The organism is Priestia sp. JNUCC 25, assembly GCF_053667915.1.
On sequence record NZ_CM132211.1, the window covers coordinates 324,483 to 340,057 of the forward strand.

The window sequence follows — 15,575 nt, forward strand, 5'->3', positions numbered from 1 at the left end:
AAATTAAGGTCAGTATTAACGCACATCACATGGCGACTGATACATTCGTTTAATTGAAATGAAGAAAATCGTTTATAATATCGAGAAAAGCATGGAAAAGGAGATAGATATGAGTCAGTTTATAGAGACTTTACAGCCTTTTTTACAAGAGGCGTGGAAAAAAGCAGGGTTCAATGAGCCTACTGCTATTCAAACGAAAGCTATTTCAGAGATTTTAGCTAATAAAGATGTAATAGGAGAATCCCCAACGGGAACAGGAAAGACGCTGGCATATTTGCTGCCTGTCTTACATCGCATTCAGCCGGGACCATCTCATATTCAAGCAGTTATTTTAGCATCTTCCCATGAATTAGTTATGCAAATTCACGGTGAAATTCAAACTTGGTCGCAGGGAAGCGGTATTTCAAGTGCTGCGTTTATTGGCGGAGCAAATATGAAACGACAATTAGAAAAACTCAAAAAACGTCCTAATATCATTGTTGGTACCCCAGGACGTTTGAACGAGCTAATTAAAATGAAGAAATTAAAAATGCACGAAGTCAAAACAATTGTGATTGATGAGGCGGATCAATTGTTTGTACCTGAGCATTTTCAAACGGTTCAACAGATTGTAAAAATGGCTTTAAGTGATCGTCAAATCCTAGTCTTCTCAGCTACTGTATCAGAACGTACCAAATCGCTAGCGAAAGATATGATGAACCATCCTCTTGAAATAGAGGTAGGAAGAGACGAACTTCCAGCTTCGAAGGTAGAGCATGTATACATCAAAAGTGAAGCTAGAGATAAAGTGGACGTGCTTAGAAAACTAGTTCGTCAAGAACAAATGAAAGCTTTAGCCTTTTTTAAAGGGATTGATACTCTCATCGAGTTTGAAGAGAAATTAACATTTAAGCGTGTAGAAGCAGGCTCTTTACACAGTGAAACGAAAAAAGAAGATCGTGCTACGACGATTAAAGGGTTTCGAAAAGGAGATTTCCCTGTCTTATTAGCAACGGATGTCGCAGCTAGAGGATTAGATATTAAGGGATTGACGCATGTAATTCACATCGATGTTCCTCAAGATGCAGATCAATACGTACATCGCTCAGGTAGAACAGGCAGATCGGGAGCAGAAGGTACAGTCATTTCTCTTGTGACTGAACGTGAAGAACGAAATTTAAAACAAATCGCACGTGAACTTCAACTTTCATTAGTGAAAAAAGAACTTTATATGGGTGAAATCGTGGATGACGGAACAAAAGAGCAGTCCCGTACAGCTAAAAAACCTTCAAAAAAGCCATTTAACAAGAAAAAGAAACAAAAAGGCCGAATGTAAACTAGGTATTATTCCTTTTTATAACAGCAGTGTCACAACCTAAAAAGCAACGTCTACTGCTTTATTACAGCAGCCTGGCGTTGTTTATTTTCTCTATTTTACCTGTATAAATAAGTAAAAAAAGAGAAATGTAGATATTTTTTCCTAGGTATGAAAATAGTTTGAATGATGGATTTTGTTTTTTGTAACCTTATTTTAACATTACTTTAAGAGACTTCTAATAAAAGAGGAAGAAGGACGTGGGGACATTTTATGGATGCAATTGATGATCTCTTTGACGACATAGAGCGAAGAAGAAAAAGTAAAGAATATAGTCGAGATGCAGATCAATTAGAATCATATTTACATGAAGTTCAACGTATCATGGAATTTCTTGAAGAGGGTATCTATCTGTTTCAAAATTCGCACCAACAATATGCGTCAGATTGGTCAGGGCGTTCTAAGAGCTCATATGAGGATATTTATAATGATATTACGCAATCTACTTTTCATCTGTACGACGTAAGGGATGAATTGTTTCAAACTTTACGCTTAGAAATTTCACGATTAAGAGAGTTAGCATCGGCGTAATAAATAACATTATCGACTCACTCCTTTAGAAAGTGAGTCTTTCCGTATAGGCTTAAAAAATGTTTGGATGATGACTGAAGGCTTACAAGAGATAGGGGGACGGACATACATGGAGATAAAAGTAAATCCAGAGGTGCTGCAGACATTTGCAGAGCGAATTCAGCAGTCTCATTCACAGACGGCTGATGCACTTCAAAAACTAAGCTGGGAAGCTACAAATCTACATTTCTTGTCTGTTGCAGATATTGATAAAGTGCTGGACTTGCAGGAAGAGTTACAGCATATGATTCGCAAACTTGATTCGCTAACGGAAAACGCACATTTATTAGTAAAAGACACTGCAGAACAAATGAGAAAAGCAGATGGAGAGCTAGAAGGCTCTTCAGGCTGGACGGAGTTTTGGTCGAGCGTGTGGAGCGATGGGAGCACCCATTCACAAGATACATGGAATGACATAAAGAACTTAAAAGAATGGAATACGTATGACAATATGCATAGAACGATTGAAAAACCTTTAGGTACTCTTAATGTTATGTGGAATTCGCTTTCTATGTCTTGGGAAGAAAAAGTAGTGAATGGTTCTACATGCAGTCGAACGGAATTTTTTACTTATGGCGTTATTCAAATGGGGTTGGGCATTTTAAGTCAGGAAATGAATTCTTCAAACATTATGTTTAGTGACAGCACAGAGGAAGTGAAGAGAGAATGAATGAAGTATATGATGGCGCTGGAAGTGAAATAGTACAGTTCCTTACAGGGTTGTCTCGGCAATGAAATATACATTTAACTTATTAGAAAAATCATTAATTGAAGCAATGAAAGATAATAAGAAAATTGCTCAATTTTATAAAACTTTAATGAATAGCAATTTATGGCTAGTTGTTAGTTCAGAGCATGGAGCATCAGATATATTAATTGCAGAGCACTACGTTCAGACGATGAAAAGCGCAGCGTACCGATATTTACCTGTTTTTTCGTCAAAATATCCGATTGAACAGATGCTGAAAGATGAAAAGACCGTATGCGTATCATTTAAGGATATGCTGCCTGTATTAAATGAAGAAATAGCGATATTACTTAACCCTGACACGCCTCTCTCAAAATTATTCATCCCCGAAGAAATAAGGATGTTAAAAGAAGATCAAAATTATTTTAAGCAGTAGCCAAAAAATAAAAAGCGCATGTGCTTTTTCAAAGCATGTCTGAATCTTAAATAAATAGAAGATATATAAAGAGGCAGGGCCTTAAATAGGCTGCTGCTTTTTTATTACTAGTAAATAGTTCTATAGATAATGAACAAAAATGTAATTTAATAGTCTTATAGTTTTTATTTTCCTTTAAATAGGTACCTATAGATCAGATAGAAAAGGTTTAAATGAGAACAAAATCTTGGTTATTTAGGTTTTATTTGCATTTTTTAGGGGTATTTGTAGATACATATTCTCATTTTTGGAGGCTTTTGCAAGTAACCTTTGACCTTAACACTAGAGTTTCTTACAATAATAGTAAATATATAAACCGAAGGAGAGATATGTATGTCAGGGATTATTCGCGTAACACCAGCAGAGCTTCGCGACATGGCAGGTCGTTATACTAACGAAAGCGGTCAAGTTCAAGAATTAGTAAGCCGTCTTGATACAATGAAAAATCAACTTCAAGACATGTGGGAAGGTGCTTCAAGCGAAGCGTTTGCTGCTCAATACGAAGAATTAAAGCCTTCTTTCGTTGAAATGTCTAACCTACTTACAAAGATTGCTAAGCAATTAGATGACTCTGCAAATGTTCTTGAAGATACAGATAACCAAATCGCTAGCCAAATCCGCGGTTAACTTCATCTAATAATCTAAGTGAAGTAATAAAAGGAGCGCCCTATTCTCAAAAGATGAAGGCGCTTTTTCTATGTTTTGAGGTGATGAAACCCTATGTATATAGAAGTAACAGTAGACTTAAAGCACTATACAGGTGATCGGTTCGATTTGCGACTATCAAACTATCATTCACTCAAAAAAGTAGTCGAGATCGTTTGGCAAGCTAAAAAGATTACTCAATCACCAAAGGACGGTGCGTGGATACGTGTTTCAAATAAAAATCTTATTTTCTCGGGAAATGAGACGATGATTAACTGCGGAATTACCACAGGTGATTGTATCGAAATTCTCTAAAGGAGTCTATTAGAATGTCAGAGAAGAAACCGACTTACTTAGAAGAACAGCTCGAAGCTGTAATGACACGTCATAATAATGAATATACATTTATTTTTCAAAAAGAAAAAATTCGACTTAATCGTTCTGTTGAGATTGAAATGTTAAAGGATGTAAACACGGCTTTTCAAAAAGAAATCATGATGAGCGATGATGAACTTAAAATAACAATTAAGCCTACTTCCGAATTTCAACCTTTTACAGCATTAAGAGGAAAAGAAGAACAGCAAAAATGGCTGTTTGCAGATCAGCTTATCAAACAGGTAAAGCAGCATTCTTTTTCAAGGCTGCATTTGTTGATTTGTCCAGAAAATATCATTTTTGATAAAAGTTTAAGTCCGGCTTTTTTACATTATGGAGTCAAAGAAAGTTTACCTCCTTATGAGTCTAACGAGGAACAAAGCTTTCAAGAGTTAAAGGCTACGATAGCAGCGGCCGTTGACTCATCGCATACATTTGAACAGTATTTTAAGTTATATGAGACCTTGCAATTAAAAGAAGACGCTAAAAAAATAATGCATATCAGCAATGAGGAAGAATTGAGTCAATTTGTTCAGCATAAGCTAACCCAAATTGAAAAGCATCAAAAGACACTCGTTCAACTTCCTCAAAAACGCTGGACTATTTTTAAGTTTTCATCTGTGGGTATACTTGTCTTATTAATTCCAGCTCTTATTTATACTTTTTACTCTTACTTTTTTGCTCAGCCGAAACAAGAAGCATTTGTAGAAAGCAACGAATACTTTCTTGAAAAAAACTACAGCAAAGTAGTCGACACACTTGAAGATTATGACATTGAAAGCATGCCTAAAATTGTGCAATACGAAATAGCAACTTCCTATCTTGTTAATGAAAAGTTAGGGGAGGAGCAAAAAGCAAATGCTTTAAAGACTATTACGCTTCAGTCAGATCCTCAGTATTTTGCGTATTGGTTTTACATTGGCCGAGGAGACAACAAAAAAGCGCTAGAAGTCAGCAGGTTGTTAGAAGAACGTTCATTAATTATCTATGCACTAATGAAATACGAAGGTCAGCTAAAGACAGACAACGATTTAGCGGCTGATAAAAAGCAAGAGGAGCTTGATAAAGTAGCGAACGAACTTGAAGAATTTAAGAAAGAAAATGATCAGCAAGAAGCGGAAGCAGCCAAGCAGCAAGAAGAGAAACAAGCTGAGGAGGCACAGGCGGCCAAGCAGCAGGAAGAAGATCAAAAAGCTGCAGAAGCCGAGAAAAAGAAACAAGAAGAGCAGAAAAAACAGCAGGAAGACCAATCGAAGTAGGGAGGTAGTTGTATGAATATGCTTTGGGTAGTTAGTGGGCAAACGTATCAGCAGCTGCCTGTAGATTTTAAAACCTTTCGCCAAGCAACGGTTGGAAACACTCAGCATCAAACTTTTACGTTTTCCTATCCGTTTGAGAAAGGGCAAATGACGCTGTCATCTGAAAAGAACGGCCGGCTCTTAATTTCCTACGGAGAAGAAAGGATAGCAGAGCTATCTGTTTCTGAGTCGTTTGTATGGCGAGAACAAGGACATGCTTTAACCTTTGTCCTTACAGAGACGGCTGTTAAAGAAGCTGTCTATTATATTGATTACGGATCAGAAGTTTCGTTTTCCACAAGTGATGAAGCAGCTGATGTGTATCAGCAGAAACAAAAGTGTGTAGTAGAGCCAAAAGAAGGATTTTACTTATCGAAGATAAACGGGAAGTGGAAGGTCTTTTATAACCAAGAACCGCTTTATCTTAACGGACACCGACTAGAAGAGAATACGAACCTTCAGCCCGGAGATCTTATTTTATGGTCTTCTATGACGATTCAATTGATCGAAAAAGATTTGCTGAAGATTCAAAGCTACTACGATTATGCATCTAAGCTTCCAGCTACGGCACAGCCTATTTCTGAAATGAAAAAGAAGTACCCGGTTTATAGACGGACACCGCGCATGATATATGATTTGCCTAATGATAAGGTAAGCTTGTCCTTTCCGTCTCAGGACAATGATGAAAATAACCGAAGCTTATGGCTTACTATTTTACCGCCATTAGTCATGCTTTTAGTCATGGGTACGGTCTCGATTATTCAGCCTAGGGGAATTTTTATTATTATATCTGTCATGATGTTTACGACTACGCTGATTGTATCTACCGTTCAATACTTCAAAGATAAAAAACAGCGCAAGAAGCGGCAGGAGCGTCGTCGTCGAATTTATACAAAGTATTTAGAAAACAAGCGCGAGGAATTACAAGAACTAGTATCAGTTCAACGAGATGTATTATCTTATCATTTTCCGACGTTTGAACGAATGAAATATTTAACAGAACAGATTTCTGATCGAATTTGGGAACGAACTGTAGAAAGCAGTGATTTTTTACAGGTGCGCCTTGGAACAGGAACAGTTCCGGGAAGCTACCAAATTTCTTTGAATAGCGGAGATATGGCTAATCGAGAAATTGATGATTTGCTTGAGCAGTCTCAGCACATGGAAAAGGTCTATCGAGAAGTGAAAAATGCCCCTGTTACCGCTCATTTAGGTTTAGGCTCTATCGGTCTGGTAGGAAAGATGAAAACGGTGAAGAATGAACTGCATCAGCTTGTAGGACAGCTGGCATTTTCCCACAGTTATCATGACGTAAGATTCGTATTCATTTTTGATGAAGAAGAATATAAAGAGTGGGAATGGATGAAATGGCTTCCTCATTTTCAGCTTCCGCATTCTTTTGCGAAAGGTTTCATCTATAATGAACAAACGAGAGATCAGCTTTTATCTTCTATTTATGAAATGCTGAGAGAACGCGATTTAGATGAAGCAAAAGGAGAAGGGGTTTTCTTGCCTCACTTTGTTTTTATTATTACGAATCAGCAGTTAATTGCAGATCACGTTATCTTAGAGTATTTAGAAGGATATCACCCTCACCTTGGGTTCTCTGCGATATTTGCGGCAGAGACAAAGGAAAGCTTAACGGAGCATGTTCATACACTCGTCCGTTATATTAACGAATCCGAGGGGGATATATTAATTCAAAAGCAAAAAGCTGTGAATATTCCATTTCAGCTTGATAAACACACGCTTGATTATAATGAAAGATTTGCAAGGATGCTGCGAACATTGGATCACCAAGTCGGCATGACCAACTCAATTCCAAATAGCGTTTCATTCTTAGAATTATTTAAAGCAAGAGAAATTGGTGAGTTGGATATCGTGCAAAGGTGGCAAAGCAATGAATCAGCTAAGTCGCTAGCAGTTCCCATTGGTTTAAAAGGAAAAGAAGATATTGTTGAACTAAATCTTCATGAAAAAGCTCACGGCCCTCATGGATTACTTGCAGGTACGACGGGGTCAGGGAAAAGTGAATTCTTACAAACGTACATTCTTTCTCTAGCGGTGAATTTCCACCCCCATGAAGTTGCGTTTTTATTGATTGACTATAAGGGCGGAGGAATGGCTCAGCCGTTTAAAAACATGCCTCATCTGCTTGGAACCATTACAAACATTGAAGGAAGTAAGAATTTTAGTACAAGAGCCCTAGCTTCTATTAAAAGTGAATTAAAACGACGCCAGCGCTTGTTTGATAGATATGAAGTCAATCACATTAATGATTATACAGATTTATATAAGCAAGGTATGGCAGAAGAACCTCTGCCTCATTTATTCTTAATCTCGGATGAATTTGCCGAGTTAAAAAGTGAAGAACCAGAGTTCATTCGGGAATTAGTCAGCGCGGCGCGCATTGGACGTAGTCTGGGCGTTCATTTAATTTTAGCGACGCAAAAGCCAGGCGGTGTTATTGACGATCAAATTTGGAGTAACGCGCGCTTTAAAGTAGCTTTAAAAGTCCAAGATGCCGCTGACAGTAAAGAAATTTTAAAAAATGCGGACGCTGCTTCTATTACGGTGACGGGTCGAGGCTATCTGCAGGTTGGAAATAATGAAGTGTATGAACTGTTTCAGTCAGCTTGGAGCGGCGCGCCGTACATGGAAGATACGTATGGGGCTGAAGATGAAGTCGCCATTGTCACAGATCTCGGGTTGATTCCTTTATCTGATGTATCTACTCAGCAGACGTCATCTAAACAAGCGGAAGCAGAAATTGATGTTGTGGTGCAAAAAATTGAAAAAACGCAGCAGGAACTAGCTATCAAAAAATTAAATAGTCCATGGCTGCCGCCTCTTAAAGAAAGATTGCTTCGCAGTGAGTACAAAGAGAAGCGAGACGGTGTATTCCCAATTGGCTTGATTGATGAACCGGAAAAGCAAAGCCAAACGGTATATAACTATCAGCTGATGGACGATGGAAACATTGGTATATTTGGTTCGTCAGGATACGGTAAATCGTTTACAGTCATGATGTTGCTTCTTAGTCTAGCTGAAAGACAGAGCCCGGAGCAGCTTCATTATTACATTTTTGACTTTGGAAACGGCACGCTGCTGCCGCTTCGTCAGCTGCCTCATACGGCGGATTATTTCTTAATGGATCAAATGCGTAAAATTGAAAAATTCATGACGATTATCAAACAAGAAATCGCAAGGCGAAAGCAGTTATTTCAACAGCGGGAAGTTAGCAATATCAAAATGTATAATGCTCTAAGTTCAGAAGAGCTTCCTCTAATTTTTATCACGATTGATAATTTTGATCTTGTCAAAGAAGAAATGCAAGATCTAGAAATGCAGTTCACACAGCTCGTGCGTGACGGTCAGTCTTTAGGAATTTATATGATCTTTACCGCGACGCGCGTGAATTCTATTCGTCAGTCGCTTATGAATAACTTGAAAACAAAAGTTGTTCATTATTTAATGGATCATTCAGAAGCGTATTCTATTTTAGGACGTACGCCGTATGCGCTAGAGTCTATTCCAGGCCGGGCTATTATTAAAACGGATCAACCTTATTTTGCGCAGCTGTTTTTACCTGTGGAAGGAAAAGATGATTTTGAAATCTTTGATGCAGTTAAGCTGCACATTCAACGATTAAAGAATCAATATGCTGATGCTACTGTTCCGGAGCCTGTACCAATGCTGTCATCGAAACTTGTACTTGCCGAGTTTATGACGGACAGAAGGGTTATTCGGGAAAAAGGAGTCATTCCTCTTGGATTAGATGAAGAGTTTGTTCGACCGGTGCATATGAACTTTACGAAAAATAAGCATTGCATCGTCATGGGGCAGACGCAAAAAGGAAAGACAAATGTAGTGAAGGTCATACTGCAAACAGCGCTTGAACAAGGCGTGAAGCAAATCGGACTATTTGATTCGGTTGACCGCGGTTTATCAAGCTATGCAGCTGAAGAGCAAGTTGTTTACATGGAAACAAAAGAACAGATTATCGACTGGCTTGATTTAACTGAAGAACGATTGCAGCGACGTGAAAATAAGTATTTGGAAGCAGTGCAGGAAGGAACGGTACACAGTCTTTCATTTGCCCCGATCATGCTTGTAGTAGACGGATTTGTACGATTCCAGCAAAACTTAGACAGCGTCCTGCAGGATCGTATTACAAAATTGATGAAAAATTATAGTCACCTGGGCTTTAACTTGATTGTTGCAGGGAACAACAATGAGTTTTCAAAAGGATTTGACGCGTTAACAACAGAAGTGAAGCAAATTAGCCAAGCCGTGTTGCTGATGAGGAAAACAGAGCAAAGCTTATTTACACTTCCTTATGACCGAAAAGAAGCCGATGTTAACCCTGGCTTCGGTTATTATATTAAAAGTGGAAAAGAAACAAGAATTCAAATCCCGCTATGTGTAAGTGAAAGGAAGATCTTAACATGACCGAACAGCGTAAGTATACACTTAAAGTCATATTAGCTGTTGTTTTAATTTTGGCTCTTCCTTCTTTCTTTTTCCAGTATATTGGAGACAACCCGCTGCAAGTCACAGAAAACTCAACAAGAACGATTGCGGTTGTTAACGAAGATAATGGAGTAAAAGAAAATAGTGAAAAAGCGATAGAATTTGGAGAAAAAGTGACTCCTCTTTTACAGGAGGGGTCGGATTATCAATGGACCGTGCTTGGACGAAGCGCAGCTACAAGCGGTTTACAGAATGGGAAATATGATGCGGTTATCTATATTCCCTCGACCTTCTCACAAAATATTTTATCGTATCAGGAAAAAAATCCAGAAAAAGCTACTTTGGAATACAAAGTTCAAAGTCAGCTTAACGCAGTTAATAAGGAAAAAGTAGTAGGGGAATTAGAAGATGCTACTACAAAGGTTAATAATGAAATGTCCTCTTTGTACTGGAGTTATGTATCACAGGAAGTAGATAAGGTACGCGGACAGTTCGATAAAATTCTAAATAAAGAAATCGCCTTTCAAAAAACAATGGTCGCTTTTTATAAACCGAATTCAAAAGATTTAGCAGGTGAATTAAATGATCAAAAGAAAATTCTTCAGCAAATCCAAGATAATGTAAATAAAGCAGAAAAAGGTTCAAGCGACAGACAAGGCGACGTAGAACAGGTTGAAAAGAATTTAAACAGCTTCATTGAATATGTAAATCAATATCAAACATATCAAGAAACACAGAAACAAATGCTTGAAAAAACGCAGGCTCAAAGCGTCGCTGCGATTCAAGAAGAGTTGTCTTCCCTTGAATCTAATCAGCCAAGCTCTAAGCAAAATTTTAATGAGCAGGCCAATCAAGTGTTTAGTGGCTTATCTTCCATTCAACAGCAGTTGGATCAAAATCAAAAAGCCGTCGGAGAACTTGGAGAACAACAAGCGGATAACGTCAGTGAACAAGAAAAAGCTCTGCAAGATTTGAACGGCCAAATAGTCAGTTCATATAAACAGCAGTCTGAGCAAACAACCCTAAATCAAATTGAAAGTAAGCTAAAGCCGCTTCGTGCGCAGCTAGAGACAGCTTCATCAAATGAGGGTGGCGGAGGCTCAACGGATCCAGGAGAAGATGGCGAAGCTCAGCCAGATCCAAATCAAGGCGGAGAGACGCCAACGGACCCTGGGGAAGATAACGGAACTCAGCCAGATCCGAGTCAAGGTGGAGAGACTCCGACGGATCCTGGAGAAGATGATGGAACTCAGCCAGATTCCGGTCAAGGAGAAGGAACGTCAGAACCAATTAAAGTGGATTTATCTCAGCAAACAGCAAAGCTTGATGATATATCAAAAGGACTTGAAGACTTAGAACAGCAGCTCCAAGGAATGGTGAACGAAACACCTGAAGCGCCTGAAGCGCCTGAAGCACCTGAGACATCTGAGGGAACGGAAACGCCTGAAACATCGGACACAGCGGATGCATCAGGTACATCCAATGCTGTGAAAAGTGCGCTTGAAAAAGTGGCTAATCTGAAAACACAGGTACAAGCAGTCAAAGATGAGCTGCAAAATGTAACCGTTCAGCCGGAAGCTTCAGGAGAAAACACGGATGCGCTGAAGCAGAAAATTGCCAGTTTGGAAGCAGACGTTAAGTCTTTGACAGCACAGAAAAACAAAGCAGAGAAAGACTTAGAAGAAGCAACCAAGTCGTCGAGCGGTCAAATTGCTAAGCTTCAAGAAGAAAATGAACGATTAAAAAAAGAGAATGAAAAGTTGAAAGAAGACGGCAAAAAGCCTTCTAAAGGTAGTGTGGATGTAGACAATCTCATTACGATGATTAAAAACAAAGAAGATAAAATTTTATCTTCTCCAAACCTTTCAGCTTCTCGCAAGGAAAAGTTGAGCAATACATTCTCAGGTAAGATTCAAAGCAGCAGTGCAGAAGATCTGCTAAAGTATTACGGTGATTTATCGCAGTATGATTTGACTTTAGCTCAAATAGGAAATACAGACATACAGAACAGCGTCCTTAACAATGACTCTATTAAAGGAAGTTTGCAGCAGGCGTTAGCTGGCACCGTCTCTTCTCAAGATGCACGTAAGCAAATCCAACAAAACCTGTCTCTAACAAAAGAAGAGTTAGCACAGTTCCAAAGTTCAGTGCAAGATTTTGCTGATCAATATGGACAAACAGTTGATGCTGAACAAGCATCTATTATGGAAGAGCTATCAGCTATTCAAGAAAAAGCAAATGCAATGAATCAAGAGCTTCAATCTAGCGCAGGTGAAGATCAAGCATTAGAAAAGAAAGAAGCTCCGGACGTAACGGGCTTAATGACGCTGCAGCAAAGCATGGGTCAAGAGTTGAAGGGAATGAACGAACTCATTTCATCTTTAGGTGAAAGACAAGCTAATGTTGTCACATACACAGATGAATTGCAGAAGCGTGTAAATGAAGTCCAGGATAAAGCTGACACACTTAACAGCAAGTGGGCCCAAAACGTGGATTCAACGAAGTTGGTTCGCGGCCAGGTATACCGTTTGTTAAATAATACATTAGTAGATGGACAGAATAATGATTACGTTTATCATTATTTAGCGAATCCTCTTCAAGTAAGCGGTGAAGTGCCGGCTGAAAAAGTAAAAGAGGTTCCACCAGTTGTCATTTTGGTTATTATCTTAATCAGCAGCTTACTAATTGGCTATTTCAGTCAATACTACCGACATGCACCTATGCTTGTGAAAGGTACGCTGTTTGGGTTATTGAATTTGATTGTAGGGTTAATGGTAAGTATCTTTAGCCTTAATATTTATTCGTTATCGGGAGACCGGGCAATGGAATGGTCAATCTTTACAATCGTCTTATTGCTTGCTTCATCTACACTCGTACGTATTGCTTTCTTATTAGGAAGCTTCGCTGGATGGGTGACGACAGTAGGGTTGATTTTATTTTATATTACCCCGCTTCTTAACTTATCTATGCCAAACTTTAATTACGAAGATCCAGTATCTAAAGTATATATGTCAATTCAATATGATACGCAGTCTCTGTTTGGACAGGCGCTTATTGTATTACTGGGAATGACTGCCGTTTTAAGTGTTCTGCCATCTATTATTCGTGCTTTAAAGACGACTAAAGAGGTTGAAAATGATGAAACCTATAGTGCTTAATAAGAAGATTGGAAGTATTGTTCTTATTTTTTTACTTCTTTGTTTCCCTATAGCAGCAGCGGCTGAAGCTGATGACGGAAACGTTGAAGAGATTAAACCAAATGTATATAAGGATGATCCGATTAATTTGGACCCCGAATCTTTGCTAGAAAATAAAAAAGAAGTAGGAAATATTCCGGAGGAAATAAAGGATCTTACATTTGAAAAAGAGGAAGATGCAGAGAAAGAGAGCTTAAAAGAAAGTCTTTTTGCGAACGCATCAGCTGAAGATAATACGATTTCTGCGAAAGCAAAAGAATATAACTTGTTTTCTTCTAAAAACACTTCCTACAAGAAAGAGCGAACAGAACAAACTGTTTCTGAAAAGTCATCAGACCTACAATGGTTTTATTTATTATTGATTGGTGTGGGGGTTGTTATATTATTTGCGGTTTTAATACCGCGCATCAGCCCTCAGCCTTCTGTAAAAAAATGAAAAAACCTCGCTGTTAATCAACAGCGAGGTTTTTTCGTATAGACGCAGGCTTATAGGCGGCGGAAGCCTTCTTCAAACAAATAATCTTCTGCTTCTTCGTAAGATAGAAATGCTGCCTCTAAATTCAAGCCAGAATAAACATTCCACAGGTCATCTTCATGAACAAGTAAAAGCGTTGCATTGTCTGGGCCGTTCCAGCGCTGTTCATTTCCATTCCCTACAATAGCTTCTTCTCTAGCTGTATCAGGAAGGGTAGACAAAGATTCAATAGAAGCTTCAATAATAGAGCGAAGCTCTTCTTCTGTATAATCACGGATATTTACAAGACCTTTGTCATTTGTTTCATATCCTTTTAAAAACCCTGCATATACAAATCCATTTCCGTTAGGATGCAGATGATGCACAACAACCGTTTTATCGTACACGCTTTCTTCATAATGAAAATTCACGCGTCCTAAAGATACATCTTTTCGATGCAGCTCTGGAAACGATGAAATAATAGCTAATTTTTCGTCAAAACTAAGCATAGACAATCCTCATTTCTATTTAAATCATTTCATTTTCTGAAATAGTATAAGCTCTTTTACGATTCGGTTGATTATACCATATATAAAGAAAGACACATAATGCTTTTTCCAATGTGGACTTTTAAAAAGATAACCCTTCGCATAAAGTGGCCGTCACTGTAAAGAAGAATACATCTTTTTCACTATAAAACTTAACAAAAAAGAGGCAGGGAATTCACAGTGAAAAAATAATATAAAGAGGTGGAAGAAAACTAGTTTTCAAACCTATCATAAGGAGGAATAAAAAAGTGAAATTATACGCTCTGTGTAAAAAAACATGGGCAATGTCCCTGCTTATTTTTGTTCTTTTAGTAAGCTTAACTCCTGTTAGTCAAGCAGCCGCGTTTTTATCTGTTGCACAAGCTCTTGAGAATCAAAACAACAGTGTACAAACGGTTAAAGGATATGTAGTAGGTCAACCTACAGGCACATCTACAGTTATTAAGAGCAATTACCCAAACGATTATGCACTTGCTCTTGCTGACAGTTCAAATGAAACCAATACAGACAAGATGGTGTACGTTCAAATTCCTTCAAATTTGCGAAGTACATTTGGACTTCAAAGTCACTCGGAGTTAAAAGGGAAAAGTCTTACTGTTACGGGCACACTCACTCCTTATTTTTCGCACTCTGGAATAAAATCAGTTACTTCTATCAGTACAGAAACAGGAGGAACTGATCCCGCTCCAGATCCCACAGAGCCAACCGTTCCAGTAGAAGACTATTATCGTACTGCAGCTGAAAAAACAGGAAACAGCTTAAAGACAGAGCTTCATAACATTATTGATCATCACACAGAACTGTCGTATTCAGCCGTATGGGAAGCTTTAAAGAAAACGGATGAAGATCCAGCTAACGCAAATAACGTTATTTTGCTCTACACGGGGCGTTCACAGGCTAAGGGTACAAAGGGAGGCGGAGTGGACGATTGGAATCGTGAGCACGTCTGGGCAAAGTCTCACGGGGATTTCGGAACAGCTATGGGACCTGGAACAGATCTTCATCACTTACGTCCAACCGATGTGTCTGTAAACAGTACGAGAGGAAACTTAGATTTTGATAACGGAGGGACGGAACATAGCGAAGCACTCGGAAATTATTTTGACAGTGATTCATGGGAACCTCGAGATGAAGTAAAAGGCGACGTGGCTCGTATGTTGTTTTATATGGCCGTGCGCTATGAAGGCGATGTAAGTGATGAGCCTGACTTAGAACTTAATAACACAGTGAATAATGGCACTGCTCCTTATCACGGGAAATTATCTGTGCTTCTTCAATGGAATGCCCAAGACCCAGTAGATGATCGAGAACGACGTAGAAATGACATTATTTATTCAGACTATCAGCATAACCGCAATCCGTTTATTGACCATCCTGAATGGGTGAATGAGATTTGGAACTAATGAAGAAGGCGTCCTGGCGGGGCGTCTTTTTTTATAAAAGAAAAAGGAAAAAACTAAAATCTGCCGAATACCTATAGGTGATTTTGAAAAAATGG

Annotated in this window: 12 protein-coding genes; 11 read left to right on the forward strand and 1 reads right to left on the reverse strand. The window is 38.6% G+C overall.

Going from position 1 to position 15,575, the window contains the following annotated elements; translation table 11 throughout:
- Positions 1 to 109 precede the first annotated feature (109 nt).
- The 10 genes from JNUCC25_RS01760 to essA all read left to right on the forward strand — a co-directional run bounded on the left by JNUCC25_RS01760 (position 110) and on the right by essA (position 13,511).
- Complete coding sequence (locus JNUCC25_RS01760) at positions 110 to 1,315, forward strand: DEAD/DEAH box helicase (RefSeq protein ID WP_013055101.1); 1,206 nt, start codon at positions 110 to 112, stop codon at positions 1,313 to 1,315.
- Positions 1,316 to 1,567: 252 nt separating this feature from the next.
- On the forward strand, positions 1,568 to 1,885 hold the full coding sequence (locus tag JNUCC25_RS01765) for a hypothetical protein (RefSeq protein ID WP_013055102.1): 318 nt from the start codon (positions 1,568 to 1,570) through the stop codon (positions 1,883 to 1,885).
- A 109-nt stretch (positions 1,886 to 1,994) separates the two neighbouring features.
- Positions 1,995 to 2,594, forward strand: a complete 600-nt coding sequence (locus JNUCC25_RS01770) for a WXG100 family type VII secretion target (RefSeq protein WP_029324609.1) — start codon at positions 1,995 to 1,997, stop codon at positions 2,592 to 2,594.
- Between the two features lie 61 nt (positions 2,595 to 2,655).
- Positions 2,656 to 3,048, forward strand: coding sequence for an SseB family protein (locus tag JNUCC25_RS01775; RefSeq protein ID WP_013055104.1), 393 nt, complete (start codon positions 2,656 to 2,658; stop codon positions 3,046 to 3,048).
- A 372-nt stretch (positions 3,049 to 3,420) separates the two neighbouring features.
- Positions 3,421 to 3,714: a WXG100 family type VII secretion target gene (locus tag JNUCC25_RS01780; RefSeq protein WP_013055105.1), complete on the forward strand. Its 294-nt coding sequence runs from the start codon at positions 3,421 to 3,423 to the stop codon at positions 3,712 to 3,714.
- Between the two features lie 93 nt (positions 3,715 to 3,807).
- Positions 3,808 to 4,047, forward strand: a complete 240-nt coding sequence (locus JNUCC25_RS01785) for an EsaB/YukD family protein (RefSeq protein WP_013055106.1) — start codon at positions 3,808 to 3,810, stop codon at positions 4,045 to 4,047.
- Positions 4,048 to 4,061: 14 nt separating this feature from the next.
- Complete coding sequence (essB, locus tag JNUCC25_RS01790; protein WP_013055107.1) at positions 4,062 to 5,366, forward strand: type VII secretion protein EssB; 1,305 nt, start codon at positions 4,062 to 4,064, stop codon at positions 5,364 to 5,366.
- Between the two features lie 12 nt (positions 5,367 to 5,378).
- Positions 5,379 to 9,857 (forward strand): type VII secretion protein EssC, encoded by a 4,479-nt coding sequence (gene essC / locus JNUCC25_RS01795; protein WP_029324604.1) that lies wholly within the window; start codon positions 5,379 to 5,381, stop codon positions 9,855 to 9,857.
- Positions 9,854 to 13,036 carry a type VII secretion protein EsaA gene (esaA, locus tag JNUCC25_RS01800; protein WP_064471268.1) on the forward strand — a complete coding sequence of 1,061 codons (3,183 nt, stop codon included), beginning with the start codon at positions 9,854 to 9,856 and terminating at the stop codon, positions 13,034 to 13,036. Before essC ends, esaA begins: the two co-directional genes overlap by 4 nt.
- On the forward strand, positions 13,014 to 13,511 hold the full coding sequence (gene essA / locus JNUCC25_RS01805) for a type VII secretion protein EssA (RefSeq protein WP_064471269.1): 498 nt from the start codon (positions 13,014 to 13,016) through the stop codon (positions 13,509 to 13,511). The genes esaA and essA overlap by 23 nt, the downstream gene beginning before the upstream one ends.
- Before the next feature lie 50 nt (positions 13,512 to 13,561).
- On the opposite strand, the gene JNUCC25_RS01810 is transcribed toward essA, so the two are convergent.
- Positions 13,562 to 14,038: a hypothetical protein gene (locus tag JNUCC25_RS01810; RefSeq protein WP_013055111.1), complete on the reverse strand. Its 477-nt coding sequence runs from the start codon at positions 14,036 to 14,038 to the stop codon at positions 13,562 to 13,564.
- A 287-nt stretch (positions 14,039 to 14,325) separates the two neighbouring features.
- On the opposite strand from JNUCC25_RS01810, the gene JNUCC25_RS01815 reads away from it, so the two are divergent.
- On the forward strand, positions 14,326 to 15,480 hold the full coding sequence (locus JNUCC25_RS01815) for an endonuclease (RefSeq protein ID WP_029324600.1): 1,155 nt from the start codon (positions 14,326 to 14,328) through the stop codon (positions 15,478 to 15,480).
- The last annotated feature ends 95 nt before the right edge of the window (positions 15,481 to 15,575 follow it).